37 protein-coding genes and 2 pseudogenes are annotated in these 25,621 nt (G+C 69.3%); 38 read left to right on the top strand and 1 reads right to left on the bottom strand.

The window, feature by feature from the left end; genetic code table 11:
- Positions 1 to 4 precede the first annotated feature (4 nt).
- From FHX68_RS16280 to FHX68_RS14490, 35 genes and pseudogenes are all read left to right on the top strand, one after another.
- Positions 5 to 1,255 carry a class C sortase gene (locus FHX68_RS16280; RefSeq protein ID WP_141380853.1) on the top strand — a complete coding sequence of 417 codons (1,251 nt, stop codon included), beginning with the start codon at positions 5 to 7 and terminating at the stop codon, positions 1,253 to 1,255.
- A gap of 415 nt (positions 1,256 to 1,670) precedes the next feature.
- On the top strand, positions 1,671 to 1,979 hold the full coding sequence (gene rpsJ / locus FHX68_RS14330) for a 30S ribosomal protein S10 (RefSeq protein WP_141380852.1): 309 nt from the start codon (positions 1,671 to 1,673) through the stop codon (positions 1,977 to 1,979).
- Between the two features lie 7 nt (positions 1,980 to 1,986).
- Positions 1,987 to 2,646 (top strand): 50S ribosomal protein L3, encoded by a 660-nt coding sequence (rplC, locus tag FHX68_RS14335; protein WP_141380851.1) that lies wholly within the window; start codon positions 1,987 to 1,989, stop codon positions 2,644 to 2,646.
- Positions 2,647 to 2,648: 2 nt separating this feature from the next.
- Complete coding sequence (rplD, locus tag FHX68_RS14340; protein ID WP_141380850.1) at positions 2,649 to 3,311, top strand: 50S ribosomal protein L4; 663 nt, start codon at positions 2,649 to 2,651, stop codon at positions 3,309 to 3,311.
- Positions 3,308 to 3,619 carry a 50S ribosomal protein L23 gene (gene rplW, locus FHX68_RS14345; RefSeq protein WP_141380849.1) on the top strand — a complete coding sequence of 104 codons (312 nt, stop codon included), beginning with the start codon at positions 3,308 to 3,310 and terminating at the stop codon, positions 3,617 to 3,619. The genes rplD and rplW overlap by 4 nt, the downstream gene beginning before the upstream one ends.
- Before the next feature lie 25 nt (positions 3,620 to 3,644).
- Positions 3,645 to 4,484 (top strand): 50S ribosomal protein L2, encoded by an 840-nt coding sequence (gene rplB, locus FHX68_RS14350; RefSeq protein ID WP_141380848.1) that lies wholly within the window; start codon positions 3,645 to 3,647, stop codon positions 4,482 to 4,484.
- A 12-nt stretch (positions 4,485 to 4,496) separates the two neighbouring features.
- The gene (rpsS, locus tag FHX68_RS14355) at positions 4,497 to 4,778 is read left to right on the top strand and encodes a 30S ribosomal protein S19 (RefSeq protein ID WP_141380847.1); all 282 of its coding nucleotides are present in this window, start codon (positions 4,497 to 4,499) and stop codon (positions 4,776 to 4,778) included.
- A 36-nt stretch (positions 4,779 to 4,814) separates the two neighbouring features.
- Complete coding sequence (gene rplV / locus FHX68_RS14360; protein WP_141380846.1) at positions 4,815 to 5,198, top strand: 50S ribosomal protein L22; 384 nt, start codon at positions 4,815 to 4,817, stop codon at positions 5,196 to 5,198.
- Positions 5,198 to 5,959, top strand: a complete 762-nt coding sequence (gene rpsC / locus FHX68_RS14365; protein ID WP_141380845.1) for a 30S ribosomal protein S3 — start codon at positions 5,198 to 5,200, stop codon at positions 5,957 to 5,959. Before rplV ends, rpsC begins: the two co-directional genes overlap by 1 nt.
- Positions 5,959 to 6,378, top strand: a complete 420-nt coding sequence (gene rplP / locus FHX68_RS14370; protein WP_018171451.1) for a 50S ribosomal protein L16 — start codon at positions 5,959 to 5,961, stop codon at positions 6,376 to 6,378. Before rpsC ends, rplP begins: the two co-directional genes overlap by 1 nt.
- On the top strand, positions 6,378 to 6,695 hold the full coding sequence (rpmC, locus tag FHX68_RS14375) for a 50S ribosomal protein L29 (RefSeq protein ID WP_141380844.1): 318 nt from the start codon (positions 6,378 to 6,380) through the stop codon (positions 6,693 to 6,695). Before rplP ends, rpmC begins: the two co-directional genes overlap by 1 nt.
- Positions 6,695 to 7,030: a 30S ribosomal protein S17 gene (gene rpsQ / locus FHX68_RS16210; RefSeq protein WP_141380843.1), complete on the top strand. Its 336-nt coding sequence runs from the start codon at positions 6,695 to 6,697 to the stop codon at positions 7,028 to 7,030. The genes rpmC and rpsQ overlap by 1 nt, the downstream gene beginning before the upstream one ends.
- A 34-nt stretch (positions 7,031 to 7,064) precedes the next feature.
- Positions 7,065 to 7,433, top strand: coding sequence for a 50S ribosomal protein L14 (rplN, locus tag FHX68_RS14385; RefSeq protein ID WP_141380842.1), 369 nt, complete (start codon positions 7,065 to 7,067; stop codon positions 7,431 to 7,433).
- A 4-nt stretch (positions 7,434 to 7,437) separates the two neighbouring features.
- On the top strand, positions 7,438 to 7,797 hold the full coding sequence (gene rplX, locus FHX68_RS14390) for a 50S ribosomal protein L24 (RefSeq protein ID WP_141380841.1): 360 nt from the start codon (positions 7,438 to 7,440) through the stop codon (positions 7,795 to 7,797).
- Complete coding sequence (gene rplE / locus FHX68_RS14395) at positions 7,797 to 8,378, top strand: 50S ribosomal protein L5 (protein WP_141380840.1); 582 nt, start codon at positions 7,797 to 7,799, stop codon at positions 8,376 to 8,378. The genes rplX and rplE overlap by 1 nt, the downstream gene beginning before the upstream one ends.
- A 68-nt stretch (positions 8,379 to 8,446) precedes the next feature.
- Entirely contained in the window at positions 8,447 to 8,845 is a 399-nt protein-coding gene (gene rpsH / locus FHX68_RS14400) for a 30S ribosomal protein S8 (RefSeq protein ID WP_141380839.1), read from the top strand.
- A gap of 6 nt (positions 8,846 to 8,851) precedes the next feature.
- Positions 8,852 to 9,388, top strand: a complete 537-nt coding sequence (rplF, locus tag FHX68_RS14405; RefSeq protein WP_141380838.1) for a 50S ribosomal protein L6 — start codon at positions 8,852 to 8,854, stop codon at positions 9,386 to 9,388.
- Positions 9,389 to 9,390: 2 nt separating this feature from the next.
- The gene (gene rplR, locus FHX68_RS14410) at positions 9,391 to 9,750 is read left to right on the top strand and encodes a 50S ribosomal protein L18 (protein ID WP_141380837.1); all 360 of its coding nucleotides are present in this window, start codon (positions 9,391 to 9,393) and stop codon (positions 9,748 to 9,750) included.
- The gene (gene rpsE / locus FHX68_RS14415) at positions 9,747 to 10,439 is read left to right on the top strand and encodes a 30S ribosomal protein S5 (protein ID WP_141380836.1); all 693 of its coding nucleotides are present in this window, start codon (positions 9,747 to 9,749) and stop codon (positions 10,437 to 10,439) included. The genes rplR and rpsE overlap by 4 nt, the downstream gene beginning before the upstream one ends.
- The gene (rpmD, locus tag FHX68_RS14420; RefSeq protein ID WP_023954062.1) at positions 10,439 to 10,624 is read left to right on the top strand and encodes a 50S ribosomal protein L30; all 186 of its coding nucleotides are present in this window, start codon (positions 10,439 to 10,441) and stop codon (positions 10,622 to 10,624) included. Before rpsE ends, rpmD begins: the two co-directional genes overlap by 1 nt.
- On the top strand, positions 10,624 to 11,175 hold the full coding sequence (gene rplO / locus FHX68_RS14425) for a 50S ribosomal protein L15 (protein WP_141380835.1): 552 nt from the start codon (positions 10,624 to 10,626) through the stop codon (positions 11,173 to 11,175). Before rpmD ends, rplO begins: the two co-directional genes overlap by 1 nt.
- 131 nt (positions 11,176 to 11,306) lie before the next feature.
- A complete protein-coding gene (secY, locus tag FHX68_RS14430) occupies positions 11,307 to 12,635 on the top strand; it encodes a preprotein translocase subunit SecY (protein ID WP_141380834.1) in 1,329 nt (442 codons plus the stop codon).
- The gene (locus tag FHX68_RS14435) at positions 12,632 to 13,219 is read left to right on the top strand and encodes an adenylate kinase (protein WP_141380833.1); all 588 of its coding nucleotides are present in this window, start codon (positions 12,632 to 12,634) and stop codon (positions 13,217 to 13,219) included. Before secY ends, FHX68_RS14435 begins: the two co-directional genes overlap by 4 nt.
- A gap of 10 nt (positions 13,220 to 13,229) precedes the next feature.
- Complete coding sequence (map, locus tag FHX68_RS14440) at positions 13,230 to 14,072, top strand: type I methionyl aminopeptidase (RefSeq protein WP_141380832.1); 843 nt, start codon at positions 13,230 to 13,232, stop codon at positions 14,070 to 14,072.
- Positions 14,073 to 14,271: 199 nt separating this feature from the next.
- On the top strand, positions 14,272 to 15,258 hold the full coding sequence (locus FHX68_RS14445; protein ID WP_141380831.1) for a hypothetical protein: 987 nt from the start codon (positions 14,272 to 14,274) through the stop codon (positions 15,256 to 15,258).
- 209 nt (positions 15,259 to 15,467) lie between these two features.
- Entirely contained in the window at positions 15,468 to 16,154 is a 687-nt protein-coding gene (locus FHX68_RS14450; RefSeq protein ID WP_141380971.1) for a DsbA family protein, read from the top strand.
- A 281-nt stretch (positions 16,155 to 16,435) separates the two neighbouring features.
- Positions 16,436 to 16,519: pseudogene (locus FHX68_RS16390) on the top strand (DUF5979 domain-containing protein); the annotation flags it as partial.
- Between the two features lie 42 nt (positions 16,520 to 16,561).
- Positions 16,562 to 16,753, top strand: coding sequence for an LPXTG cell wall anchor domain-containing protein (locus tag FHX68_RS15375; protein ID WP_170214258.1), 192 nt, complete (start codon positions 16,562 to 16,564; stop codon positions 16,751 to 16,753).
- A gap of 132 nt (positions 16,754 to 16,885) precedes the next feature.
- Positions 16,886 to 17,107 carry a translation initiation factor IF-1 gene (gene infA / locus FHX68_RS14460; RefSeq protein WP_028496510.1) on the top strand — a complete coding sequence of 74 codons (222 nt, stop codon included), beginning with the start codon at positions 16,886 to 16,888 and terminating at the stop codon, positions 17,105 to 17,107.
- Between the two features lie 81 nt (positions 17,108 to 17,188).
- Entirely contained in the window at positions 17,189 to 17,305 is a 117-nt protein-coding gene (rpmJ, locus tag FHX68_RS14465; RefSeq protein WP_005050492.1) for a 50S ribosomal protein L36, read from the top strand.
- Positions 17,306 to 17,439: 134 nt separating this feature from the next.
- Positions 17,440 to 17,814, top strand: a complete 375-nt coding sequence (gene rpsM, locus FHX68_RS14470) for a 30S ribosomal protein S13 (protein WP_141380969.1) — start codon at positions 17,440 to 17,442, stop codon at positions 17,812 to 17,814.
- Between the two features lie 42 nt (positions 17,815 to 17,856).
- Positions 17,857 to 18,255 (top strand): 30S ribosomal protein S11, encoded by a 399-nt coding sequence (gene rpsK, locus FHX68_RS14475; protein ID WP_141380968.1) that lies wholly within the window; start codon positions 17,857 to 17,859, stop codon positions 18,253 to 18,255.
- A gap of 118 nt (positions 18,256 to 18,373) precedes the next feature.
- Entirely contained in the window at positions 18,374 to 19,363 is a 990-nt protein-coding gene (locus FHX68_RS14480) for a DNA-directed RNA polymerase subunit alpha (RefSeq protein ID WP_141380967.1), read from the top strand.
- Positions 19,364 to 19,410: 47 nt separating this feature from the next.
- A complete protein-coding gene (rplQ, locus tag FHX68_RS14485; RefSeq protein WP_141380966.1) occupies positions 19,411 to 19,974 on the top strand; it encodes a 50S ribosomal protein L17 in 564 nt (187 codons plus the stop codon).
- Between the two features lie 87 nt (positions 19,975 to 20,061).
- Positions 20,062 to 21,168: a GNAT family N-acetyltransferase gene (locus FHX68_RS14490; protein ID WP_229661455.1), complete on the top strand. Its 1,107-nt coding sequence runs from the start codon at positions 20,062 to 20,064 to the stop codon at positions 21,166 to 21,168.
- Between the two features lie 26 nt (positions 21,169 to 21,194).
- Here the strand turns inward: FHX68_RS14490 and FHX68_RS14495 are convergent, their stop codons facing one another.
- Positions 21,195 to 23,270, bottom strand: coding sequence for an acyltransferase family protein (locus FHX68_RS14495; protein WP_141380965.1), 2,076 nt, complete (start codon positions 23,268 to 23,270; stop codon positions 21,195 to 21,197).
- Between the two features lie 188 nt (positions 23,271 to 23,458).
- Here FHX68_RS14495 and FHX68_RS14500 point away from each other — a divergent pair, with 188 nt between their 5' ends.
- From FHX68_RS14500 to FHX68_RS14510, 3 genes and pseudogenes are all read left to right on the top strand, one after another.
- The gene (locus tag FHX68_RS14500; protein WP_141380964.1) at positions 23,459 to 24,364 is read left to right on the top strand and encodes a carbohydrate kinase family protein; all 906 of its coding nucleotides are present in this window, start codon (positions 23,459 to 23,461) and stop codon (positions 24,362 to 24,364) included.
- Between the two features lie 4 nt (positions 24,365 to 24,368).
- Positions 24,369 to 25,217 carry a tRNA pseudouridine(38-40) synthase TruA gene (truA, locus tag FHX68_RS14505; protein WP_141380963.1) on the top strand — a complete coding sequence of 283 codons (849 nt, stop codon included), beginning with the start codon at positions 24,369 to 24,371 and terminating at the stop codon, positions 25,215 to 25,217.
- Between the two features lie 77 nt (positions 25,218 to 25,294).
- Positions 25,295 to 25,621, top strand: a pseudogene (locus FHX68_RS14510) (endonuclease/exonuclease/phosphatase family protein); the annotation flags it as partial.

Here is a 25,621-nt window from a genome sequence, read left to right on the forward strand (position 1 = left end):
ATGGGTGCCGGAGCGGGGACGCACGTCCACGCTCCGGCACCCGCGCACGCGCCGCCGCTGGCGCGCGTCGGGGGTGAGCCTCGTCATCGCCGTCATCGGCCTCGCCGGTGCGCTGCTGCTGCTCTACCCCTCTGCGGCGGCGTGGTTCACCCAGCTCGAGCAGTCGGCGGAGATCGCCCAGTACAGCGACCGCGTCGGCGCGCTCGGCGCGCAGCACCGCGCCGACGAGATCGAGCGCGCCGTCGAAGACAACGAGGCGCTCGTCGGCGGAGCGTCGGTGCTCGCCGCCGGTGAGCGCAAACCGCAGGCAGAAGTCGGCGAATCCGCCTCGGCCGGGTATGACGACCTCCTCCGCGCCGACGCGCAGGGACTCATGGCTCGGGTCAAGATCCCCGCGATCGATCTCGATCTTCCCGTCTATCACGGCACCACCGACGACGTCCTCGAGCGGGGCATCGGCCACCTCGAAGGCACGGCCCTTCCCGTCGGCGGCGCCTCCACGCACGCCGTGCTCACGGGGCACCGGGGGCTCGCGACGGCCGAGCCGTTCACCCACCTCGACCGCGTCGCCGTCGGCGACACGTTCACGATCGAGGTCTTCGGGGAGGTCCTCAGCTACCGTGTCTCCGACACACGCGTGGTCGCCCCCGAAGACACCGAGATGCTCTACCCGCAGACCGGCCGGGATCTCGTCACCCTGGTGACGTGCACCCCCCTCGGGATCAACAGTCACCGCATCCTCGTGACCGGTGAGCGGATCCTTCCGACGCCGGTCGACGACGTGGCCGCCGCCGGCGCGCGTCCCGACATCCCCGGCTTCCCCTGGTGGGCCGTGATCCTCGGCGCCGTCGTCCTCGCTCTCGCGGCGTACGTGTGGGCGGCGGGCCGGCAGAGTGCAGACGGGCCGGCGACGGCCTCTGGCGCAACGGACCTCCGTCGTGCCAGAATGAGCCCGACGGCAACCGTGCCGCCGCCACCCGCACGTACCGAGACCACAGAGGGAGCCCTCATGGCAGCAGAAGACGCCGCAGGCGCGCAGCAGAAATTCGTCGACGAGGCGGTCGCCAAGATGAAGGAGACCTACGAGAAGATCTCCCAGACCGTCGGGGGTGCGCTCGACTCCGACCAGGCCGAGCAGGTCACCGACTCGATCCTCGACACCGTCAGCGACTTCGCCAAGAAGATCCTGCCCGAGCAGTTCCACGCCAAGATAGACGAGGTCCGCGACCAGGTCGACCGCGCCGTCGGTCAGTAGCCGCCGGCTCGAGAGCGACCAGGAAGGGCCGGATGCCGAGGCATCCGGCCCTTCGTCGTGCGCTGAACCTGGGCATACACCCGACGCGACACGCCCGGGTTTGCGACACGCCCGGGCGGCACGTAGACTAGTGAGGTTCCACATTCCTGCGCCGCTTCGGCGAGAGCGGGATCACTGCCAGGGCAGTGCATAGATCGGCGGCAGTCCTCGGGACTGCGGCGGGAGTCTAGGCCGCGGGCAGCAGAACAACTCAATCCGATCCTCCTGCAAAGGGAAGCCGTGCGCGTGCGTGCGGCGATCGGGCCTGACATCAGCACAGTGGTGCGCCTCGAAAGAGTAGTGCCCGGCACAGATCCCTGTGCCTCGTGCGTCCAATGCCCCCGAGGTAAGACGCGAGAAAGAGAGTGAGCAGACAATGGCGGGACAGAAAATCCGCATTCGCCTGAAGTCGTATGACCACGAGGTCATCGACACGTCGGCGCGCAAGATCGTCGACACCGTGACCCGTGCGGGCGCGACCGTCGTCGGCCCCGTGCCGCTTCCGACCGAGAAGAACGTCGTGTGCGTCATCCGGTCGCCCCACAAGTACAAGGACAGCCGCGAGCACTTCGAGACGCGCACCCACAAGCGCCTCATCGACATCATCGACCCGACGCCCAAGGCCGTCGACTCGCTGATGCGTCTCGACCTCCCGGCCGACGTCGACATCGAGATCAAGCTCTGAGGTCCTCATGTCTGACATCAACACCAAGGTTTCCAAGGGTCTGCTGGGCACCAAGCTCGGCATGACGCAGGTCTGGGACGAGAACGGCAAGCTCGTTCCCGTCACCGTCATCGAGGTCGCGCCCAACGTCGTGACCCAGGTGCGCACGCCTGAGCGCGACGGCTACAACGCCGTTCAGATCGCCTACGGCCAGATCGACCCCCGCAAGGTCAACAAGCCCCAGACGGCCCACTTCGAGGCCGCCGGGGTCACCCCGCGCCGCCACCTCACCGAGGTGCGCACGGCGGATGCCTCTGACTACTCACTCGGTCAGGAGCTCACCGTCGATGCCACCTTCGAGGCCGGCCAGCTGGTCGACGTCGTCGGCACCAGCAAGGGCAAGGGCACCGCGGGTGTCATGAAGCGTCACAACTTCAAGGGCGTCTCCGCTTCGCACGGTGCGCACCGCAACCACCGCAAGCCCGGTTCGATCGGCGCCTCGTCGACCCCGAGCCGCGTCTTCAAGGGCATGCGCATGGCCGGCCGTATGGGTGGCGAGCGCGTGACCGTCCTCAACCTCACGGTGCACGCCGTCGACGCCGAGAAGGGTCTGCTGCTCGTCAAGGGCGCCGTCCCCGGTGCTCGTGGCCGCATCGTCTACGTCCGCAACGCAGTGAAGGGTGCCTGATCATGGCTGACTCGACTCTCGCGCTCGACGTCCTGAAGGCCGACGGCAAGAAGGCCGGCTCCGTGGAGCTGCCCGCCGCGATCTTCGACGTCAAGACGAACATCCCCCTCATCCACCAGGTCGTCGTCGCGCAGCTCGCGGCGGCTCGCCAGGGCACCCACTCGACCAAGCGTCGCGGTGAGGTCTCGGGCGCCGGCCGCAAGCCCTTCAAGCAGAAGGGCACGGGTAACGCCCGTCAGGGCTCGATCCGCGCGCCGCACATGACCGGTGGCGGCATCGTGCACGGCCCGAAGCCGCGCGACTACTCGCAGCGCACCCCCAAGAAGATGATCGCCGCCGCCCTGCTGGGCGCGCTGAGCGACCGCGCCCGGGGTGGCCGTCTGCACGTCGTCGACTCCTTCGGCATCGAGGGCACGCCCTCGACCAAGGCTGCCGCTGCGGTCCTCGCCCAGCTCGCCCCGACCAAGAACGTCATGGTCGTCATCGAGCGCGGCGACGAGCTGACCCTCAAGAGCATCCGCAACCTCGGCTACGTCCACGTGCTCGAGGTCGGCCAGCTCAACGCCTACGACGTGCTCGTCTCCGACGACATCGTCTTCACCAAGGCCGCCTACGACGCGTTCATCGCGGCGAAGGCCGGCGAAACCTCGGAGGTCTCGGCATGAGCACTGCGAACGTCTCCCTGAACAAGGACCCGCGCGACATCATCCTGAAGCCGGTGGTTTCGGAGAAGAGCTACGGCCTGATCGACGAGGGCAAGTACACGTTCCTCGTGGACCCGCGCGCCTCGAAGACCGAGATCAAGCTCGCCATCGAGAAGATCTTCGGCGTCAAGGTCGCCGCGGTCAACACGCTCAACCGCGCGGGCAAGGCCCGTCGCACCCGCTTCGGCACCGGCAAGCGCAAGGACACCAAGCGTGCCATCGTCACACTGAAGTCGGGCACCATCGACATCTTCACGGCCGTCGGCTGACCGCTGGGATAGAGGACTACACACCATGGCTATTCGCAAGTACAAGCCCACGACCCCGGGTCGCCGCGGTTCGTCGGTGGCCGACTTCGCCGAGATCACCCGGTCGACGCCTGAGAAGTCGCTGCTGCGCCCGCTGTCGAAGACCGGCGGTCGCAACAACCAGGGCCGCATCACGACCCGTCACATCGGTGGTGGACACAAGCGCCAGTACCGCGTCATCGACTTCCGTCGCAATGACAAGGACGGCGTCAACGCCAAGGTCGCTCACATCGAGTACGACCCCAACCGCACCGCGCGCATCGCGCTGCTGCACTACGTCGACGGCGAGAAGCGCTACATCCTCGCGCCGAACAAGCTGGCGCAGGGCGACATCGTCGAGTCCGGTGCCTCGGCCGACATCAAGCCGGGCAACAACCTGCCGCTGAAGAACATCCCCACCGGTACGGTCATCCACGCCATCGAGCTTCGCCCCGGCGGCGGCGCGAAGATGGCGCGCTCGGCGGGCGCCTCGGTGCGTCTCGTCGCCAAGGACGGCCCCTACGCCCAGCTGCGTCTGCCCTCGGGCGAGATCCGCAACGTCGATGCGCGCTGCCGCGCGACCATCGGCGAGGTCGGCAACGCGGAGCAGTCGAACATCAACTGGGGCAAGGCCGGCCGCAAGCGTTGGAAGGGCGTGCGCCCGACCGTCCGCGGTGTCGCCATGAACCCGGTCGACCACCCGCACGGTGGTGGTGAGGGCAAGACCTCCGGTGGCCGTCACCCCGTCACTCCCTGGGGCCAGGCTGAGGGTCGCACCCGCCACCCCAACAAGGAGAGCGACAAGTACATCGTCCGCCGTCGCAACGCCGGCAAGAAGCGCAAGTAGGAGTAGAGGAAGATGCCTCGCAGCCTGAAGAAGGGCCCCTTCGTCGACGAGCACCTGCTCCGCAAGGTCGCCTCGCAGAACGAAGCCGGTACCAAGAACGTCATCAAGACCTGGTCGCGCCGTTCGATGATCATCCCCGCCATGCTGGGACACACCATCGCCGTGCACGACGGACGCAAGCACATCCCCGTGTTCGTGTCCGAGGCCATGGTCGGCCACAAGCTGGGCGAGTTCGCGCCCACCCGCACCTTCCGCGGCCACGAGAAGGACGACAAGAAGGGTCGCCGCCGCTAACGCGGGGCGCCTCAGAGAGGACAGAGGAGGAGACAAATGGTGGATTCCATCGCACGCGTCAAGCACATCCGCGTGACCCCTCAGAAGGCTCGTCGTGTCGTCGCGCTCATCAAGGGCAAGCAGGCTCAGGAGGCCCTGGCCATCCTGAAGTTCGCGCCGCAGGCCGCCAGTGAGCCTATCTACAAGCTCGTGGAGTCGGCGATCGCCAACGCCCGCGTGAAGGCGGACAAGGACGGCGAGTACCTGGACGAGCAGGACCTGTACGTGAGCAACGCGTACGTCGACGAGGGCACGACGCTCAAGCGTTTCCGCCCCCGCGCTCAGGGTCGCGCGTTCCAGATCAAGAAGCGCACGAGCCACATCACGATCCAGCTCGCGACCCCCGAGGTCGCCGAGACCAACAAGAAGGCGAGCAAGTAATGGGACAGAAGGTCAACCCGTACGGCTTCCGCCTCGGGATCACCACCGACCACGTGTCGCGGTGGTTCTCCGACTCGACGAAGCCGGGTCAGCGTTACGCGGACTACGTGGCCGAGGACATCAAGATCCGCAAGCTCCTGCAGACGCAGCTCGACCGCGCCGGCGTCAGCGGGATCGAGATCGAGCGCACGCGTGACCGCGTCCGCGTCGACATCCACACCGCCCGCCCGGGCATCGTGATCGGCCGCCGCGGCGCCGAGGCCGAGCGCATCCGCGCCGACCTCGAGAAGCTCACCGGCAAGCAGATCCAGCTGAACATCCTCGAGGTGAAGAACCCCGAGGCCGACGCTCAGCTGGTCGCGCAGGGCATCGCCGAGCAGCTCTCCGCGCGCGTGGCCTTCCGTCGCGCGATGCGCAAGGGTCTGCAGGGCGCCCAGCGTGCCGGTGCCAAGGGCATCCGCATCCAGGTCTCGGGCCGTCTCGGCGGCGCCGAGATGAGCCGGTCGGAGTTCTACCGCGACGGTCGTGTGCCCCTGCACACCCTGCGCGCGAACATCGACTACGGCTTCTACGAGGCCAAGACCACCTTCGGCCGCATCGGCGTGAAGGTCTGGATCTACAAGGGCGACCTCACCAACAAGGAGCTCGCGCGCGAGCAGGCGAACGCGCCGAAGGCGCCCCGTGGTCGCGATGACCGTGGTGGCGACCGTCGCCGCGGCCCCCGCAACGACGCACCCGTCGCAGAAGGAGCATCGGCATAATGCTTATCCCCCGCAAGGTCAAGTACCGCAAGCAGCACCACCCCGGCCGTTCCGGCCAGGCGACCGGCGGCACGAAGGTCTCCTTCGGTGAGTTCGGCATCCAGGCGCTGACCCCCGCGTACGTGACGAACCGTCAGATCGAGTCCGCTCGTATCGCGATGACCCGTCACATCAAGCGTGGTGGAAAGGTGTGGATCAACATCTACCCCGACCGTCCGCTCACCAAGAAGCCCGCCGAGACCCGCATGGGTTCGGGTAAGGGTTCGCCGGAGTGGTGGGTCGCCAACGTCAAGCCGGGTCGCGTCCTCTTCGAGGTCGCGGGCGTGAACGAGGAGCTCGCACGCGAGGCCCTCACCCGGGCAATCCACAAGCTGCCGCTGAAGGCACGCATCATCAAGCGCGAGGAGGGCGACGCGTAATGGCCGTCGGAACCAAGACGCTCGCACCGAGCGAGCTCGACACCTTCGAGGACCAGCGCCTCGTCGAGGAGCTGCGCAAGGCCAAGGAAGAGCTGTTCAACCTGCGCTTCCAGTCGGCCACCGGCCAGCTCGAGAGCCACGGCCGCATCCGTGCGGTCAAGCGCGACATCGCGCGGCTCTACACCGTGATCCGTGAGCGCGAGCTGGGCATCCGTGCCACGCCCGCCCCCGTCGAGGCCGCGCCGAAGACGAAGAAGAAGGCGACGAAGAAGGCGGATGCCGCCGGCGACGCCGCTGCGAAGGAAGAGGCTGAGTGATGGCCACCAAGAAGGCTGAAGAAGCTGTCGTCGAGACGGCCGAGGGCCACGAGCACGCCGCGCACGACGTGCGCGACGCGGAGGCCCGCGGATACCGCAAGGCCCGCCGCGGCTACGTGACCAGCGACAAGATGGACAAGACGATCGTCGTCGAGGTCGAGGACCGCGTGAAGCACCCCCTCTACGGCAAGGTCATCCGTCGCACGTCGAAGGTCAAGGCCCACGACGAGCTGAACGCCGCCGGCATCGGCGACCTCGTGCTCATCAACGAGACCCGTCCGCTGAGCGCCACCAAGCGCTGGCGTCTGGTCGAGATCCTCGAGAAGGCCAAGTAAGGCCTCGGCCTGCTTGGAACCCAAGGAGTAACAAGTGATTCAGACAGAGTCCCGCCTCAAGGTCGCCGACAACACCGGCGCCAAGGAGCTGCTCACGATCCGCGTGCTCGGTGGCTCGAACCGCCGCTACGCGGGCCTGGGCGACATCATCGTGGCGACCGTCAAGGACGCGATCCCCGGCGGCAACGTCAAGAAGGGCGACGTGGTCAAGGCCGTCGTCGTCCGCACCGTCAAGCAGACCCGTCGTGCCGACGGGTCCTACATCAAGTTCGACGAGAACGCCGCCGTCATCCTGAAGAGCGACGGGGAGCCCCGCGGCACCCGCATCTTCGGACCGGTCGGTCGTGAGCTTCGTGACAAGAAGTTCATGAAGATCGTCTCGCTCGCCCCGGAGGTGATCTGACCTTATGGCCAAGATCAAGAAGGGTGACCTCGTTCAGGTCATCACAGGCAAGAAGCAGGACAAGGGCGGCGACCGCGGCAAGCAGGGCAAGGTGCTCGACATCCTCGTCGGGCAGAACCGTGTCATCGTCGAGGGCGTCAACTACGTCACCAAGCACACCCGCGTGGGCCAGACCCAGCGGGGCACCAAGACGGGCGGCATCGAGACGATGGAAGCCCCGATCCACATCTCCAACGTCGCCCTCGTCGACCCCTCGACCAAGAAGCCGACCCGTGTCGGTCACCGCGTCGAGGAGCAGACGAAGGACGGCGTGAAGCGCACCGTCCGCGTGCGCTACGCGAAGAAGAGCGGTAAGGACCTCTGATGAGCACCACCACTGCCACGGAGACTGGCAAAATCCAGCCCCGTCTGAAGCAGAAGTACAACGCCGAGATCAAGAAGGCGCTGCAGGACGAGTTCGGCTACGACAACGTCATGCAGATCCCCGGGATCGTCAAGGTCGTCGTCAACACCGGTGTCGGTGAGGCGGCTCGCGACTCCAAGGTGATCGATGGTGCGGTCGACGACCTCACCAAGATCACCGGCCAGAAGCCAGTCGTGACCAAGGCCCGCAAGTCCATCGCGCAGTTCAAGCTGCGCGAGGGTCAGGCAATCGGCGCGCACGTCACCCTCCGCGGTGACCGCGCGTGGGAGTTCCTCGACCGTCTCGTGACGCTCGCTCTGCCCCGCATCCGCGACTTCCGGGGCCTGTCGCCCAAGCAGTTCGACGGCAACGGCAACTACACGTTCGGCCTGCAGGAGCAGTCGGTCTTCCACGAGATCAACCCGGACAAGATCGACCGCGTCCGCGGCTTCGACATCACGGTCGTCACGACCGCGAAGTCGGATGCCGAGGGCCGCTCGCTCCTGCGTCAGATCGGCTTCCCCTTCCAGTCCGAGGACTGATCGACCCATCAAGAAGGTCGGGTGTCGCGTAACGGCATCCGAAACCACGTGAACAAAGGAAACAACACATGACGATGACAGACCCGGTCGCAGATATGCTGACCCGTCTGCGCAACGCGAACTCGGCGCACCACGACTCCGTGTCGCTGCCGAGCTCGAAGCTCAAGACCAACATCGCCGAGATCCTCAAGCAGGAGGGCTACATCTCCTCCTGGGAGGTCTCGGACGCCCGCGTCGGGCAGACCCTGACGCTGACGCTCAAGTACGGCCCGAACCGCGAGCGGTCGATCGCCGGCATCAAGCGCGTCTCGAAGCCGGGTCTGCGTGTCTACGCACGCTCGACCGAGATCCCCACCGTCCTCGGTGGCCTCGGTGTCGCGATCCTGTCCACCTCCTCCGGTCTTCTCACCGACCGTCAGGCCGAGCAGAAGGGCGTGGGTGGGGAAGTCCTCGCCTACGTGTGGTGATCTGACATGTCGCGTATCGGACGTCTCCCCATCGTCATCCCCGCCGGCGTCACCGTTTCGGTGGACGGCCAGGATGTCGCCGTCAAGGGCCCCAAGGGCGAGCTCGCGCTCTCCGTGGCCAAGCCCATCGAGGTCTCCGTCGAGGACGGACAGGTCCTGGTCTCCCGCCCCGACGACGAGCGCGAGTCGCGGTCGCTCCACGGCCTGACCCGCACGCTCATCAACAACAACATCATCGGCGTCACCGAGGGCTACACCAAGGGCCTCGAGGTCGTCGGCACCGGTTACCGCGTCGCGCAGAAGGGTGCCGCGGTCGAGTTCGCGCTCGGCTTCTCGCACCCGGTGCTCGTGGAGCCCCCGGCCGGCATCACGCTGACCGTCGAGGGCAACAACAAGGTCACCGTCAGCGGCATCTCCAAGCAGGCGGTCGGCGAGGCCGCCGCGAACATCCGCAAGATCCGCAAGCCCGAGCCGTACAAGGGCAAGGGTGTGCGGTACGCCGGCGAGGTCGTCCGCCGCAAGGCCGGAAAGGCTGGTAAGTAATCATGGCTGTGAAGTCGAAGTCCGACGCGCGTTCGCGTCGTCACGCCCGCCTTCGCAAGAAGATCGTGGGCACCGAGGCGCGTCCGCGCCTGGTCGTCACCCGTTCGGCCCGCCACGTGTTCGTGCAGCTCGTGGACGACAGCAAGGGCCACACCGTGGCCTCGGCATCCACGCTCGAGAACGACCTGCGCGCGTTCGACGGTGACAAGACCGCCAAGGCCCGCAAGGTCGGCGAGCTGGTCGCCGAGCGTGCGAAGGCCGCCGGCGTCGAGGACGTCGTGTTCGACCGCGGTGGCAACCGCTACGCGGGGCGTGTCGCGGCGATCGCCGAAGGCGCGCGCGAGGGAGGTCTGAACCTGTGAGTGACGCAACTACTCAGAATGTGGAGAACGACGTGACCGCAGAGGCCACTGAGCAGACGGCCGCCGCCGAGGCGCCCGTCGAGCGCGAGCGCGAGCCGCGCCGCGGAGGCCGCGAGCGCAGCCAGACGCGTGACCGCGGTGGGCGTGACGCCGACAAGAGCCAGTTCCTGGAGCGCGTCGTCACCATCAACCGTGTGTCGAAGGTCGTCAAGGGCGGTCGCCGCTTCAGCTTCACGGCGCTCGTCGTCGTGGGCGACGGCAACGGTCTCGTGGGCGTCGGCTACGGCAAGGCGCGTGAGGTCCCCCTCGCCATCTCGAAGGGTGTCGAAGAGGCCAAGCGCAACTTCTTCCGCGTTCCCCGTGCCGGCTCGACGATTCCCCACCCCGTCCAGGGTGAGGCCGCCGCCGGTGTGGTGCTGCTGCGCCCCGCCGCTGCCGGTACCGGTGTCATCGCCGGTGGTCCCGTCCGCGCCGTGCTCGAGTGCGCCGGCATCCACGACGTGCTCTCGAAGTCGCTCGGCTCGTCGAACACGATCAACATCGTGCACGCGACTGTCGAGGCCCTCAAGAGCCTCGAGGAGCCCCGTGCGGTCGCCGCCCGTCGAGGTCTCGACTTCGACCAGGTGGCCCCCGCGCGTCTGATCCGGGCCGAGGCTGACGCCGCGGCCGCAGCGAAGGCAGGTGTCTGATGGCCGCGCGCCTGAAGGTGACCCAGGTCAAGTCCAAGGTGAGCGAGAAGCAGAACCAGCGTGACACGCTGCGTTCGCTGGGTCTGAAGCGGATCGGCGACTCGGTCGTCCGTCCCGACGACGCGCAGACGCGCGGTTACGTCAAGACCGTCGCCCACCTCGTGAAGGTTGAGGAGATCGACTGATGGCCGAGAAGGCTGAGAAGGTGACCGAGAAGGTCGCCGAGAAGAAGAGCACGGTTGCGAAGAAGCCTGCTGCGAAGAAGGCGCCCGCGAAGAAGGATGCCGAGGTCTCGCGCCCCGGTGTGCTGAAGGTGCACCACCTGCGTCCCGTCCCCGGGGCCAACACCGCCAAGACCCGTGTCGGTCGCGGTGAGGGCTCGAAGGGTAAGACGTCGGGCCGTGGTACCAAGGGCACGAAGGCGCGCTACCAGGTCAAGGTGGGCTTCGAGGGTGGGCAGATGCCCCTCCACATGCGCACTCCGAAGCTGCGCGGGTTCAAGAACCCGTTCCGCGTCGAGTACCAGGTGGTCAACCTCGACAAGCTCGCGGAGCTGTACCCGACCGGTGGCGACGTCACCGTCAGCGACCTCGTCGCCAAGGGTGCCGTGCGCAAGAACGAGAAGGTCAAGGTGCTCGGCACCGGCGACATCTCGGTCAAGCTGACGGTGTCCGTCGACAAGGTCTCGGGTGCGGCCGAGCAGAAGATCGTCGCCGCGGGCGGCGAGATCAAGTAAGTCCACGGCAGGGGCCGGCACGACCACTCGATTCGTTCGAGGACCGGGTGCCGGCCCCTGTTGCCGTACTCTGGGAGACGGTGTCTGCGGCCACGGCCGCCTGACCCGTCCGACCACTGGAGGAAATCCCCTTGTTCAGCGCCATCGCGCGGGTCTTCCGCACTCCGGATCTCCGCCGGAAGATCTTCTTCACCCTGTTCATCATCGCGATCTATCGCCTGGGTGCGCACGTCCCGACCCCGTTCGTGAACTACCCGAACGTGCAGAGCTGTCTGCGTGAGACCGGCTCGGCCAGCGAAGGCCTGCTGTCTCTGGTGAACCTCTTCTCCGGCGGTGCGCTGCTGCAGCTGTCGATCTTCGCGCTGGGCGTCATGCCCTACATCACCGCGACGATCATCGTGCAGCTGCTGCGCGTGGTGATCCCGCACTTCGAGGCGCTGTATAAGGAGGGCCAGGCCGGTCAGGCCAAGCTCACCCAGTACACCCGCTACCTCACGATCGCGCTGGCGCTCCTGCAGTCGACGACCCTCGTCACGGTCGCCCGGTCGGGCCAGCTGTTCGGCACCACCTCGATCGCTTCCTGCAACAGCCTGCTGACCAACGACGCGTGGTGGGCGCAGCTGCTCATGATCTTCACCCTGACCGCCGGCACGGGCCTCATCATGTGGTTCGCCGAACTCGTCACCGAGCGCGGTGTCGGCAACGGCATGTCGATCCTCATCTTCACCTCGATCGCGGCGACCTTCCCGGCCGCGATGTGGTCGATCGCGCAGTCGCGCGGCTTCGAGGTGTTCCTCCTCGTCCTCATCGTCGGCATCATCGTGATGGGTCTCGTCGTCTTCGTCGAGCAGTCGCAGCGGCGCATCCCCGTGCAGTACGCCAAGCGCATGGTCGGCCGTCGCACGCTCGGCGGCACGAACACCTACATCCCGATCAAGGTCAACATGGCCGGCGTCGTGCCCGTCATCTTCGCCTCGTCGCTGCTGTACATCCCTGCGCTGATCGCGCAGTTCAACCAGACGCCGGATGCCAATGGCAACGTGCCGGGCTGGGTGACGTGGATCCAGTCGTACCTCACCAAGGGCGATCACCCGCTGTACATGCTGCTGTACTTCCTCCTGATCGTCGGGTTCACGTACTTCTACGTCGCGATCACGTTCAACCCGGTCGAGGTCGCCGACAACATGAAGAAGTACGGCGGCTTCATCCCGGGCATCCGTGCCGGACGCCCGACGGCCGAATACCTCGACTACGTGCTCACGCGCATCACCCTGCCGGGCGCGATCTATCTGGGTCTGATCGCCCTGCTGCCGCTGATCGCGCTGGCGACGGTGGGTGCCAACCAGAACTTCCCGTTCGGCGGCGCCTCGATCCTCATCATCGTGGGTGTCGGTCTCGAGACGGTGAAGCAGATCGACGCTCAGCTGCAGCAGCGTCACTACGAAGGGCTCCTGCGATGACGCTTCCGCGGCTTCTGATCATCGGACCCCAGGGGTCGGGCAAGGGCACGCAGGGCGCGCGCGTCGCCGAGGCGTTCCGGATCCCGGCGATCTCCACCGGCGACGTCTTCCGCGCGAACGTCAAGGAGGGTACGCCCCTCGGGCAGCAGGTGCAGGCGATCATCGAGGCGGGCGACCTCGTTCCCGACGAGCTCACCGGCGCGATCGTGCGCGACCGCCTCGCGCAGGACGACGCCGCGGGCGGCTTCCTGCTCGACGGCTACCCGCGCAACATCGGCCAGGTCGGCGACCTCGACGCGTTCCTCGAGGAGCGCGACGAACCGCTCACCGGTGTGATCGAGCTGTCGGTGCCCCGCGAGGAGTCGATCCGCCGCATTCCGCTGCGGGCCGCCGAGCAGGGGCGCAGCGACGACAACGACGAGTCGATCGCGAAGCGGCTCTCGATCTACGAGTCCGAGACCGCGCCGATCCTCGACGTCTACCGCGAGCGCGGCGTCGCGTTCGAGGTCGACGGCGTGGGCACGCTCGACGAGGTGTTCGAGCGGATCATCACGGCGCTGGCCGCGCGCGGCATCGTCGCCTGAGCGGCTGACCGTGGGACTGCGCCGCTCGCTGTACAAAACGCCCGCCCAGCTGCGGGCGATGGTCGAACCCGGCCTCATCACCGCCGCTGCGCTCGACGCGGTGCGGGCGCTCATCGCGCCGGGCGTGACGACGGGCGAACTGGATGCCGCGGCATCCGCCGTCATCACCGCCCGCGGTGCGGAGTCGAACTTCCAGCTGGTGCGTGGCTACCGGCACACGACGTGCGTGTCGGTGAACGACCAGGTGGTGCACGGGATCCCCGGAGACCGGGTGCTGGAGCCGGGCGACATCGTGTCGATCGACGCCGGTGCGCAGCTGCGCGGCTGGAACGGCGACTCGGCGATCACGATCGTCGTGCCGGGCGGCGACCCCGTCGTCACCGCGGCGCGCGAGCGTCTGTCGGAGGTCACGCGCGGCTCGCTCTGGGCCGGGGTGGCGGCCCTGGCATCCGCTCGCCGCGTCGGTGAGATCGGCGATGCCGTGCAGGGCTACATCGAGCGTGCCGCCGCGGAAGACGGTCGCGAGTACGGCATCCTGCGCGACTACGTCGGGCACGGGATCGGCCGCAAGATGCACGAGGGGCCGACGGTGTTCAACTACCGGGTCGCCGACCTCGGACCCGAGGTGCGTCCGGGGCTCTGCCTCGCGATCGAGCCGATGGTGACCGCCGGATCGGAGGCCACGTTCGTCGAGGACGACGACTGGACCGTCACCACCGTCGACGGCTCCGACGGCTCGCACTGGGAGCACAGCGTCGCCGTGCACGAGGGCGGTATCTGGGTGCTGACCGCCCCCGACGGCGGCGCCGCCGACCTCGCTCCCTTCCACATCACCCCCACCCCCCTCGCCTAACCCCGGTTTCCCCGCCGAGCCGCTACGCCGCGTGCGAGCCGCTACGCCGCGGACGGTACGGATCGTGGCGGTTCGGCCGCGCCGTAACGGCTCAGCGCAGAGGGCGGGGAGTTCTCCACAGGGGGCGAGTTTCTGGATTCGTCCACCGACTGGGGGGTGGGGCGTCCAGAGAGGGCGGCACTGGGCCAGGGTGAGCGGCATGCTCATTCACGAAGCACGTGCGGCGATCAGGTCCCGCGCCCAGATCGAGGCCGCGGGACTGTCGACACGCGAGATCACTGCGCGCGTGCGCGCCGGCACACTCGTCCGCATCGACCAGGGCTGGTACGCGGATGCCACGGCCTGGCGCGACTCGTACACGGAAGGTCGGCACCTCATGCGCGTCGTCGCGGCCGACGCGCGCCGCACCGGCGGCTCGGACCTCGTGTACTCGCACACGGCGGCCGCGGTGATCTGGCGGCTGCCGCTGTTCCGCATCGAGCCGCAGCGCGTCCACCTCAGCGGTCGCAGCGCGAGCGGACACGTCCTGGCATCCACCCCGACCGTGGCCCGGCACGAGGTCGCCGTCCCCACCGCCGACACCGTCGAACGCGAGGGGCTGCGCTGCACCTCGCTGCCGCGCACCGTCGCCGACCTGCTTCGCGGGACGAGCGAAGAGACCGGCCTCGCCCTCGCGGACGCGGCCGTACGCCTGCGGGCCTATGACGAGAGGACCGGCCTCTACGACGAGGCCGCCGCAGAGGCACTCCGGGCGCAGGTCGCCGCCCGCCTGCCGCGCGGGGGACGCGGCGTGCGTCAGGCGCGTCGGATCCTCGGGCTCGCGGACGGCCGGGCGGCGTCGCCGGGCGAGAGCGTGAGCCGGCTCTACCTGCTCGACCTCGGCTTCGCGATGCCGCGCCTCCAGGTCGCCATCCCGGGCCCCGCCGGCCGGAACTACTACGTCGACTTCGGGCTCGACGACGCGGATGCCTGGGGCGAGTACGACGGCGAAGGCAAGTACCTCGATCCGCGGCTGCGGGGCGCGGGCGTCGATGCGGCGCAGGTCGTCCTCGAGGAGAAGATGCGCGAGGACTGGATCCGCGGCACGACCCACCGTCGCTTCCCCCGCTGGGGGAAGGCCCACACCGTCTCCGCCGCCGCCCTCGGCGCCCGCCTCGCCGCCTTCTCCGTCCACCCGCCTCGCTGACCCCCGCCGAGCCGCTACGCCGCGTCCGACCCGCCATGGTCCGGACCGTCCGCGGCGTAGCGGCTCGCACGCGGCATAGCGGCTCGGCGAGAGGCGAGGGGGGAGGGGGAGGGGGAGAGGGAGGGGGCGGGGTTCTCGGGGGATGCATAGGTGGGGATGGGGGAAGATAGGAACGCGCGGCGTGGGCCGCAGGTGAGAGAGGCACAGACATGGCGAATGCGGCAGCGGGCAAGACCAACTGGTTCGCGATCTGGGTGAGTGTGGCCGTCGTGGCGGTCGTCGCCGTCGTCGTCGCGCTCGTCGTCTGGATGAACAACAGCGCGACCGACCCCGGCACCGCGCCGAGCGGGTCGGGCATCGACCAGCAGACCGGCGCCGTCGTCGTCGGCTCGGGCGAGCAGACCCTCGACATCTACATCGACTTCATGTGCCCGATCTGCAGCCAGTTCGAGCAGACGTACGGCGACGAGATCCTCGACCTCGTGAACGACGGCACGATCACCCTGAACATCCACCCCATCGCGATCCTCGACCGCTATTCGCAGGGCACGGAGTACTCCACCCGCTCCGCGAACGCGATGTACTGCGTCGCCGAGGCCGACCCCGACGCCGCCGTCCCGTTCATGCAGGCCATGTTCGCCCAGCAGCCCGACGAGAACTCCACCGGCCTCACCGACGACGAGATCCTCGCGATCGCGAAGAGCGTCGGCGTCGAGGGCATCGACTCGTGCGTGACCGACGGCACGTACAAGAAGTTCGTCGCCTCGATGACCGACAAGACCCCGATCGCCCCGGGCTCGAGCGGCATCGGCACCCCGACGATCGCGGTCAACGGCGAGGTCATCTCCAACACCACCATCCCGGCCAAGGGCCAGTTCAAGACGCTGTTCCAGTAAGCGGCAGGGATGCCTGGACGGGCCGTGCCGAGCGATCGGTGCGGCCCGTCCGCCGTCTCCGCCGAGAGCGCCGAGACGAGAGCGGCGAGACGAGCGCAGCCGGTGCCTCCCGGGTTCGTCTGGGCGGAGCCCGTGTGGACGGTGGACGGCGAAGTCACCGACTCGCCGGCGGCCTGAGCTTCGACGACTCGTTCTCGGGCACGGTCGTCTGCACGGCGGACGGGCGGTCGACGACCTAACCCTGGACCGCGTCGGCGGGCGAGGCGACGGCCGCGACCGAGGTGCCGGTCGGGAGTTCGTGCACCGTCACCGAGACGAGCTCCGCGAACCCCGCCGGCGGCACGTGGCAGTCGCCGGTGATCACCCCGGCGTCCTTCACGGTGGATGCCCCGGGCACCGCGATCTCGGTGACCGTCACGAACACGCTGCAGCCCGACGAGCCCGTGACGCCCGTCGAGCCCGACCAGCCGCTGCAGCCGGGGCTTCCCGGCACGGGCGGCACGGTGCCGTGGTGGGCGATCGCGCTCGGCGGTGTGCTCGTCGTGGGCGGCGCGTCGGCGCTGATCGTGGCGGCGCGTCGCCGCCGGCACGGTGAATGACCGGCGGTTTGCCGCGCGACGACGTATCACCTACACTGGATCTTTGGTGCCTTGCGCCTTCATTGGCGTGTCGCAGCACCGAACAATCCCATCCACCGCAGACCGACCGGTCTGCCGAGCGTAAGCGAGCGTATGGCGAAGAAAGACGGAGTCATCGAGATCGAGGGTGTGATCTCCGAGGCGCTGCCCAATGCGATGTTCCGCGTTGAGCTGACCAACGGGCACAAGGTCCTCGCGACGATCTCCGGCAAGATGCGGCAGAACTACATCCGCATCATTCCCGAGGACCGAGTCGTCGTGGAGCTCTCGCCCTACGACCTCACCCGCGGACGCATCGTCTACCGCTACCGCTAGACCGGTCGAGAAGTAACACCCCTCCGCCCAGAGCACCGCTCGGGCGCGGAGTCGGGTGAAGACAGCGAGCAAGGAAACATCATGAAGGTCAACCCGTCCGTCAAGCCCATCTGCGACCACTGCAAGGTCATCCGTCGTCACGGTCGCGTCATGGTCATCTGCAAGTCGAACCCGCGTCACAAGCAGCGCCAGGGCTGAGCGTCAGACGAGCTCACTCACAACTCAATACACACAACAGGCAGCGTCAGATTCCGCGCGAGCGGAGGACACCCCGGGTGGAGGCCCGGGCACCGATGCTGCTCCACACCTCCACCTACTCCTAGGAGAACCGCATGGCACGTCTTGCCGGCGTTGACATCCCGCGCGACAAGCGCGTGGTGATCGCCCTTACCTACATCTACGGCGTCGGCCGTACCCGCTCGGTCGAGATCCTCAAGGCCACCGAGATCGACGAGTCGATCCGCGTCAAGGACCTTTCCGCCGACCAGCTCGTCGCACTCCGCGACTACATCGAAGGCAACTACAAGGTGGAAGGTGACCTGCGCCGCGAGGTCGCCGCCGACATCCGCCGCAAGGTCGAGATCGGCTCGTACCAGGGTCTGCGCCACCGTCGCGGCCTTCCCGTGCGCGGCCAGCGCACGAAGACCAACGCGCGTACCCGCAAGGGCCCCAAGCGCACCGTCGCCGGCAAGAAGAAGGCGCGCTAAGCGCAGCGCCCGGTCAACACAGGGTTTTAGGAGAACACGCACATGGCACAGGCCAAGACCGCCGCGCGCAAGCCGCGCCGCAAGGAGAAGAAGAACATCGCGCTGGGCCACGCCCACATCAAGTCGACGTTCAACAACACGATCGTCTCGATCACCGACCCCTCGGGCGCCGTGATCAGCTGGGCGTCCTCGGGTGGGGTGGGCTTCAAGGGCTCGCGCAAGTCCACGCCGTACGCCGCCGGCATGGCCGCCGAGTCGGCCGCCCGCCAGGCGCAGGAGCACGGCGTGAAGAAGGTCGACGTCTTCGTGAAGGGCCCGGGTTCGGGCCGCGAGACCGCGATCCGTTCGCTGACCGCCGCGGGCCTCGAGGTCGGATCGATCTCCGACGTCACCCCGCAGGCACACAACGGCTGCCGCCCCCCGAAGCGCCGCCGCGTCTGACTCTCGATGACGGATGCCACGGACACCGTGGCATCCGTCGCCGTCGACTTTCCACAACTCAACACCTCTTGCAATCGCACGTGTCATATAGCGGGCACGTGACGGAAAGGAACACATAGTGCTCATTGCACAGCGTCCCACTCTGACCGAGGAGAAGATCGGCGAGTTCCGCAGCCGATTCGTGATCGAGCCGCTCGAGCCCGGCTTCGGTTACACCATCGGCAACGCGCTGCGTCGCAGCCTGCTCTCCTCGATCCCCGGGGCTGCGGTCACCAGCATCCGCATCGACGGCGTGCTGCACGAGTTCAGCACCATCCCGGGCGTGAAGGAGGATGTCACCGAGATCATCCTCAACATCAAGCAGCTCGTGGTCTCGTCGGAGCGCGACGAGCCGATCACCGCCTACCTGCGCAAGACCGGCGCCGGTGAGGTCACCGCCGCCGACATCTCCGCTCCGGCCGGTGTCGAGGTGCACAACCCCGAGCTCGTCATCGCGACGCTCAACGACTCGGCCCGCTTCGAGCTCGAGCTGACGATCGAGCGTGGCCGCGGCTACGTCTCGGCGACGCAGAACCGCAACGAGTACGCCGAGGCCGGGCAGATCCCGATCGACTCGATCTACTCGCCCGTGCTGAAGGTCTCGTACCGCGTCGACGCCACCCGTGCCGGTGAGCGCACCGACTTCGACAAGCTCGTGCTCGACGTCGAGGCCAAGCCCTCGATCACCCCGCGCGACGCCGTCGCCTCGGCCGGTCGCACGCTGACCGAGCTGTTCGGTCTCGCCCGCGAGCTGAACGTCGAGGCCGAGGGCATCGAGATCGGCCCCGCGCCGGTCGCCGAGGTCGTCTCGGGCGAACTGTCGATGCCGATCGAGGATCTCGACATGTCGGTCCGTTCGTACAACTGCCTGAAGCGCGAGGGCATCAACACGGTGTCCGAGCTCGTCGCCCTCTCGGAGACGCAGCTGATGAACATCCGCAACTTCGGTCAGAAGTCGGTCGACGAGGTGCGCGACAAGCTCATCTCGCTCGGTCTGTCGCTGAAGGACTCCGTGCCCGGCTTCGACGGCGCGCACTTCTACGGCGGCTACGACGACGAGACCATCTGATCGGCGCCCGACCGGTCTGCTGACATTTTCCCTCTGGAGTAACTGACATGCCCAAGCCCACCAAGGGTCCCCGCCTCGGAGGCGGCCCCGCCCACGAGCGCCTGCTGCTCGCCAACCTCGCCGCCGCGCTCTACACGCACGGTGCGATCACGACGACCGAGACGAAGGCCAAGCGCCTGCGTCCGCTCGCCGAGCGCCTCATCACCTTCGCCAAGCGCGGCGACCTGCACGCCCGTCGCCGGGTGCTGTCGGTCATCGGTGACAAGGAAGCCGTGCACGTGCTGTTCGCTGAGATCGCGCCGCAGGTCGCCGACCGTGAGGGCGGCTACACCCGCATCACGAAGATCGGCAACCGCAAGGGCGACAACGCCCCCATGGCCCGCATCGAGCTCGTGCTCGAGCCGGTGAACCCGAAGCCGAAGTCGGCCAAGCAGTCGGCCGCCGCGGCGCCCGCCGCCGAGGCTCCGGCCGAGGAGGTCGCCGTCGAGGGGACCCGCGCCGAGGTCGAGGTCGAGGAGACCCAGGCCGCCGAGGCCGGCGCCGAGTCGCAGGCCGAGGGCGAGGCTGCTGAGGCCGCCGCTGCCGACGCCGTCGAGGAGAAGTCCGAGTAAGCGTCTCCCCTCGTTTCGAGGCCCGCACCCTTCCGGGGGTGCGGGCCTCGTGCGTTGCGGCGGGGAAGGCGCGGGTAGGGTGACAGCGTGACCGAGTCGAGCCTGATCTCCCGTATCGACCGCCTGCGCCACGGCGCTCCGACGGGGATGCCCCAGCACGAGGCCGTCGCGCAGTGGCGCCCGCCGACCGAGGCCGACATCGATGGCATCCATGCGGTCGCGGCGGCCGCCGACGCGGTCGACCACCCGAACTGGGGGACGGCGCGGGAGGAGATCGCCGACACCTTCGATCTGCCGCACATCGACCACGCCCGCGACTCGCTGGTGGCGGTGGATGCCGAGGGCACGATCATCGCGTTCGGATCGGCGTTCCTGCACCCGGCACGCGTGGGCGTACTCACGGTGAACCTCGCCGGCGCGGTGCATCCCGACTGGCGTCGCCGCGGCATCGGCACGGCGCTGTTCGGCTGGCAACGGGCGCGGGGACTGGAGGCGGTCGCGGAGGCCGCCGCCGAGGTCGGCGCCGGCGACGGGGCTGTGGCAGACGGCGCCGCGGGTGCGGGCGGTGCCGAGGATGCGGGCACGGCGTGGACGGCCGACCTCAAGACCTACGCCGAGGAGGGCAACCTCGACGCGCGCGCCATCGCGGAGAAGGCCGGCTTCACCGCCGAGCGCTGGTTCACGTCGATGGAGCGCGACATGCGGCTGCCCGTGCCCGAGATCACGGCGCGCGACGGCGTCACCGTCGTCCCCTACACGCGCGATCGCGACGACGACGCGCGCCTCGCGCACAACGACTCCTTCCGCGACCACTGGGGCAGCCAGCCCTCGCAGCCCGAGACGTGGGCGAAGTTCGTCGGCGGGCCGTTCTTCCGCCCCGACCTGTCGCGGCTGGCGATCAGTGCCGACGGCGCCGTGGTGGGGTATTCGCTCGTGTCGGTCAACGAGGACGACTGGGTGGCGATGGGCGCGTCGAGCGGGTACATCGAGCTCATCGGTGTGGTGCGCGCGTATCGCGGGCGCCGGATCGCCCCCGCGGTGATCGCGGGCACCCTCACGGCGATCCAGGCCGCCGGGCTTGAGCGCGCCGTGCTCGACGTCGACACTGCGAGCCCGACGGGCGCCCACACGCTCTACGAGGGGCTCGGCTTTCACCCCACCGAGCGGTCGGTCGCGCTCGTCGAGCGGGTCTGACGGCGGCGGATCCGACGCGGGGTGCGTCAGCGGGCGTCGAGTGCCCGTCCCTCCGCCTGCGCCAGCGCCCAATGGACCATGCCCGCCCGGTAGCCGACGTCGGCGGGACGGTTGGCGAGCGCGTCGAGGGCTCCCGCGACGGTGTCGGCGTAGACCGCGCCCCCGGTCGGACCCGGGTGGATCTGGTCGCCGGCGAGCAGGTCGACCTTCGGCGCGATCGCCCGTGACCAGTCGGCGACCGCAACTCGCGGATGGGTCGCGGCGAACGAGGTGAGCTCGGTGTTGACCCCGTCGATCCAGTCGCGCGGGGCGAACGCGTTCACGAGCACCAGGCAGCGCTCCGGGCCCACCGCGTCGTACAGGGTCTGCAGCTCCTCGTCGTCGACCGGGCCGTTCGTGCCGAGCCCGATGACGACGTAGTCGCGCAGGGCGCCCTGCGCGGCGAGGGTCTGCACGATCTCGCCGCCCTGCCACATCGACCGCGACACGGCCGCGTCGATCTGCATCCCGGGCCGTTCGTCGAGCAGGCCGCCGGCCGAGGCGAGCATGACCGAGTCGCCGACCGCCGTGATCCGGTCGCCGGGGACGGGGGTGTGGACCGGCGGCAGCGGGCGGCCGTCGTCGGCCCGCGGCGGTCGCGCCGCGACGCCGGGCGCCGGCGGAAGGGCGCCAGGTACGGCCTCCCCCGGTGCGGCCGACGTAGACGCGGACGGCTCCGGTGCGCGCGGCGTGGGGCTGGCCGCGGGCGGCGTGGGGCTGGCCGCGGGCGGCGCGGGGGTGCCGTTCGGCGCGGGCGCGGCGGATGCCTCGGCGAGCGCCTCGAGGCCCGCCTGCACGACGGCCTCGCTCGAACTCACCGGGGGAGCGGCGGCCACCGCGGCGGCGGTGCCCACCGCGCCGAGCGCGCCGGCGGCGACGACGGTGATCGCGCCGAAGCGGCGCACCGGGGTGGCGCGCAGTCGGAGGCCGAGAGCGCGCACGGCGCCGCGCGCGCCGAGCCGGCGAACGGGCTGCTCGAGCACGCGGTACGACACCGCCGACGCCCCGAGGGTCACCACGAGCGCGGTGACGCCCACGGCGAGTGGAATGGCGGTGTCGACGATCGTTCCCGTGGCGGCGATCGTCAGCAGCACGACCACCGGCCAGTGCCAGAGGTAGATGCCATAGGAGCGCTCGCCGACCCAGCGGAGCGGAGCGACGTCGAGCGCCCGGCCGAGGGGCGAACCGGGCGAGACCGCGGACGCGATGACGACCGCCGTCAGCGCCGACGCGATGAGCGGAACGGCGGGGTAGACGGACGCGCCGTCCGGCCACGACGACACCACGAGGAGCCCGATCAGCGCCGCACCGCCGACGAGAGGCATCCCCACCGCGATGCCAGCGCGGCCCGTCGTGGGAGTGGCACCCCCGGCGGTCGCGCTGCCGGCCATCCTGCTGCTCGAACGGTCGAGGGCGAAGGCCAGCGCGACGCCGAGCAGCAGGCCGAACGCGTGCGTGTCGGTGCCGTAGTAAGCGCGCGTGAGGGTCGCGCCCGACGCGAGCGCACCGACCGCCCAGGTCGCCGACCCGGCGGCGAGGACGAGCACCGCTCCCACCCGCATCCAGCGGCGTCGGGCCAGCATCAGCACGGGAAGCATCAGCGGCCAGACGAGGTAGAACTGCTCCTCGACCGCGAGCGACCACAGGTTTCGGAACAGCTCGGGCTCGCCGGCGCTGAAGTAGGTCGAGCCGCCGGCGATCGCGAGCCAGTTGTACGAGAACGTCGCCGCGCCGAGCACCTGCCGCCCGAGTCCGACGAGCACATCCCCGCCGATCAGCCAGGCGAGACTCGCGCAGACCGTCACGACCGCGGCGAGGGCGGGGAGCAGCCGCCGCGCGCGGCGTTTCCAGAACGCGGCGAGGGCGATCCGCCCGGTCGCCGCGCGCTCGCGCAGCAGCAGCGAGGTGATGAGAAAGCCCGAGATGACGAAGAACACGTCGACGCCGACGAAGCCCGATCGCAGGAACCAGGCCGGGAAGAGGTGGTAGAGCACGACGATCAGCACGGCGACGGCGCGCAGGCCGTCGAGCCCGGCGTAACGGGGCGCGGTGGGTGTGATCATGATCCAGAGGCGGTGCGAAGCGGGCGGCCGGAAGTCGGCGGGGGCGCCGCGGCGGGGCGGGGCGGATGCCGACGGCGGAGCCATCAATTCTACGTCCGCCACCTGTGCGACGCGCGCACGGAGGGCGACGAACACGGGTCCGGATGCCGGCGTTCGCGGTGGGCGCCGGAGTCGGGTAGGACTGAGGCATGGATACGGATGTGCTGGTCGTCGGCGAGGCCCTGATCGACATCGTGGCCGGTGACGACGGCGCCGATCGTGAGCTCGTCGGCGGCAGCCCTGCGAACGTCGCGGTCGGTCTCGCGCGGCAGGGCCACGCGACGCGGCTGCTCACGCGTATCGGCCGCGACGAGCGCGGCCGGCGCATCGCGACCCAGATCGAGGAGTCGGGCGCCCGCGTCGACGAGCGCTCGTTCACCGACGCACCGACCTCGACCGCGCGGGCGCGGCTGCGCCCCGACGGCTCGGCCGAGTACGAGTTCGCGATCGACTGGGCGGTCCCCGCCGCCGACGCCCGCGACCTCGCCGGCGTGCGCGCCGTGCACACCGGATCGATCGCGCTCTTCCTCGAGCCGGGCGGCACGGCCGTGCTCGACACGCTCCGCGCCGCGGCGGCAGCGGGCGCGATCGTGAGCGTCGACCCGAACATCCGGCCCGCGCTCGTCGGCGACCACGCCGGCGCGCTCGCGAGGTTCGGCGAGGCCGTGGCATCCGCCGATCTCGTCAAGCTGAGCGATGAAGACGCGCGCTGGCTGTACCCCGATCTCGACGACGAGGAGGTGCTCACGCGGATCGCGGAGCTGGGGCCCGCTCTCGTCGTGATCACCCGCGGAGGGGAGGGCCTGCTCGCGCGCGGTGCGCACGGCGTCGTCGCTGCGGCACCGTACGTCGTGACGGTGGCCGACACGATCGGCGCGGGCGACGCCGCCATGGCGAGCCTCGTGTCGAGCGTGCTGGACGACCCGCGGGTGCTCCCCGAGGCGTACGCGCTCGAGACGGCCCTCCGCCGCGCGGCGGTCATGGCCGGCATCACCGTCTCGCGCGCGGGCGCCAACCCGCCGACGCGTGCCGAGGTCGACGCCCGGCTAGGCTGACCGGGTGCGCCTGCGCCTCGATCTCGCCTACGACGGCACCGGCTTTCGCGGCTGGGCCCGCCAGCCGGGCCTGCGCACCGTGCAGGGCACGCTCGAGACGGCGATCGCCCGCGTACTCGGCGGCGATCCGCAGCTGGTCGTCGCGGGCCGCACCGATGCCGGCGTGCACGCGTCGGGCCAGGTCGCCCATCTCGATCTGAGCGACGCGCAGCGCGCGCGGCTCGAGAAGGGGCGGAACCCGACACCCGCAGCGCTCGCCGCCCGACTGACGGGGGTGCTCGGTCCCTACCCCGACGTCGCCGTGCACCGCAGTGCCGAGGCGCCCGCGGGGTTCGACGCGCGGTTCTCCGCCGTCTGGCGGCGCTACGAGTACCGCATCGCCGACCTCGAGACCTCCTACGACCCGCTCGAGCGGGGACGCACGACGACGGTGAAGGCGCGCCTCGATGTCGAGGCGATGGATGCCGCGGCCCGCTCGCTCATCGGACTGCACGACTTCGCCGCGTACTGCAAATGGCGCGAGGGCGCGACGACGATCCGCACCCTGCTCGAGTTCGGCTGGCGGCGGGACGAGCACGGGATCCTCGTGGCGAACGTGAAAGCGGATGCCTTCTGCCACAGCATGGTGCGCGCGCTCGTCGGCGCGTGCGCGGCGGTCGGGGAGGGGCGCATCGACGTGTCGGAAGCCGCGGCGATCCGCGACGTCGGCATCCGCACCAGTGAGACGAAGGTGCTCGCCGCGCGCGGACTCACCCTGACCGAGGTCGGCTACCCGGCCGACGACCTGCTCGCGCTGCGTGCCGAGCAGACGCGCGCACGCCGTTCCCCCGCCGGCGACAGCGGTGAGGACTGACCGGAAAGCGACCGCACGGGGAACACTGTGTCGAGTCGGAGCGCGTTCATGGGTTGCGGCTCTAGGCTGGCGGCACGATGAAGGTGATCTCATACAACCTCAACAAGCACAAGGCGATCGGCGAGCTCGACGATCTGGTCGAGGCGACCGGCGCCGACATCCTGTGCCTGCAGGAGGCGGTGTCCGGTGAGCTCGCCCCCGAGATCGCGGCGCTGCAGCTCGTGGAGGCGACGGCGCGCAACCGTCTGGGGCTCGCGGTCTACCTGCGCCGGAACACCTTCGACGCGCTCGAGGTGCGCTCGCTCGCGCTGAAGAAGTCGCTGCACGACCGGGTGCTCAAGCCCGCCGAGGAGCGGATGCTCGCGGTGCGGCTCCGTGACATCGACCACGGGCGCGAGTTCATC

This window comes from Microbacterium lacticum (assembly GCF_006716815.1).
GTDB classification, from domain to species: Bacteria; Actinomycetota; Actinomycetes; order Actinomycetales; family Microbacteriaceae; genus Microbacterium; species Microbacterium lacticum.

Bases quoted from the DNA above. Each gene is read 5' to 3' on its own strand.
- rpsJ (WP_141380852.1), top strand. From the start codon at position 1,671: ATGGCGGGACAGAAAATCCGCATTCGCCTGAAGTCGTATGACCACGAG.
- rplC (WP_141380851.1), top strand. From the start codon at position 1,987: ATGTCTGACATCAACACCAAGGTTTCCAAGGGTCTGCTGGGCACCAAG.
- rplD (WP_141380850.1), top strand. From the start codon at position 2,649: ATGGCTGACTCGACTCTCGCGCTCGACGTCCTGAAGGCCGACGGCAAG.
- rplW (WP_141380849.1), top strand. From the start codon at position 3,308: ATGAGCACTGCGAACGTCTCCCTGAACAAGGACCCGCGCGACATCATC.
- rplB (WP_141380848.1), top strand. From the start codon at position 3,645: ATGGCTATTCGCAAGTACAAGCCCACGACCCCGGGTCGCCGCGGTTCG.
- rpsS (WP_141380847.1), top strand. From the start codon at position 4,497: ATGCCTCGCAGCCTGAAGAAGGGCCCCTTCGTCGACGAGCACCTGCTC.
- rplV (WP_141380846.1), top strand. From the start codon at position 4,815: ATGGTGGATTCCATCGCACGCGTCAAGCACATCCGCGTGACCCCTCAG.
- rpsC (WP_141380845.1), top strand. From the start codon at position 5,198: ATGGGACAGAAGGTCAACCCGTACGGCTTCCGCCTCGGGATCACCACC.
- rplP (WP_018171451.1), top strand. From the start codon at position 5,959: ATGCTTATCCCCCGCAAGGTCAAGTACCGCAAGCAGCACCACCCCGGC.
- rpmC (WP_141380844.1), top strand. From the start codon at position 6,378: ATGGCCGTCGGAACCAAGACGCTCGCACCGAGCGAGCTCGACACCTTC.
- rpsQ (WP_141380843.1), top strand. From the start codon at position 6,695: ATGGCCACCAAGAAGGCTGAAGAAGCTGTCGTCGAGACGGCCGAGGGC.
- rplX (WP_141380841.1), top strand. From the start codon at position 7,438: ATGGCCAAGATCAAGAAGGGTGACCTCGTTCAGGTCATCACAGGCAAG.
- rplE (WP_141380840.1), top strand. From the start codon at position 7,797: ATGAGCACCACCACTGCCACGGAGACTGGCAAAATCCAGCCCCGTCTG.
- rpsH (WP_141380839.1), top strand. From the start codon at position 8,447: ATGACGATGACAGACCCGGTCGCAGATATGCTGACCCGTCTGCGCAAC.
- rplF (WP_141380838.1), top strand. From the start codon at position 8,852: ATGTCGCGTATCGGACGTCTCCCCATCGTCATCCCCGCCGGCGTCACC.
- rplR (WP_141380837.1), top strand. From the start codon at position 9,391: ATGGCTGTGAAGTCGAAGTCCGACGCGCGTTCGCGTCGTCACGCCCGC.
- rpmD (WP_023954062.1), top strand. From the start codon at position 10,439: ATGGCCGCGCGCCTGAAGGTGACCCAGGTCAAGTCCAAGGTGAGCGAG.
- rplO (WP_141380835.1), top strand. From the start codon at position 10,624: ATGGCCGAGAAGGCTGAGAAGGTGACCGAGAAGGTCGCCGAGAAGAAG.
- FHX68_RS14435 (WP_141380833.1), top strand. From the start codon at position 12,632: ATGACGCTTCCGCGGCTTCTGATCATCGGACCCCAGGGGTCGGGCAAG.
- FHX68_RS14445 (WP_141380831.1), top strand. From the start codon at position 14,272: ATGCTCATTCACGAAGCACGTGCGGCGATCAGGTCCCGCGCCCAGATC.
- FHX68_RS14450 (WP_141380971.1), top strand. From the start codon at position 15,468: ATGGCGAATGCGGCAGCGGGCAAGACCAACTGGTTCGCGATCTGGGTG.
- infA (WP_028496510.1), top strand. From the start codon at position 16,886: ATGGCGAAGAAAGACGGAGTCATCGAGATCGAGGGTGTGATCTCCGAG.
- rpmJ (WP_005050492.1), top strand. From the start codon at position 17,189: ATGAAGGTCAACCCGTCCGTCAAGCCCATCTGCGACCACTGCAAGGTC.
- rpsM (WP_141380969.1), top strand. From the start codon at position 17,440: ATGGCACGTCTTGCCGGCGTTGACATCCCGCGCGACAAGCGCGTGGTG.
- rpsK (WP_141380968.1), top strand. From the start codon at position 17,857: ATGGCACAGGCCAAGACCGCCGCGCGCAAGCCGCGCCGCAAGGAGAAG.
- rplQ (WP_141380966.1), top strand. From the start codon at position 19,411: ATGCCCAAGCCCACCAAGGGTCCCCGCCTCGGAGGCGGCCCCGCCCAC.
- FHX68_RS14495 (WP_141380965.1), bottom strand. From the start codon at position 23,270: ATGATCACACCCACCGCGCCCCGTTACGCCGGGCTCGACGGCCTGCGC.
- FHX68_RS14500 (WP_141380964.1), top strand. From the start codon at position 23,459: ATGGATACGGATGTGCTGGTCGTCGGCGAGGCCCTGATCGACATCGTG.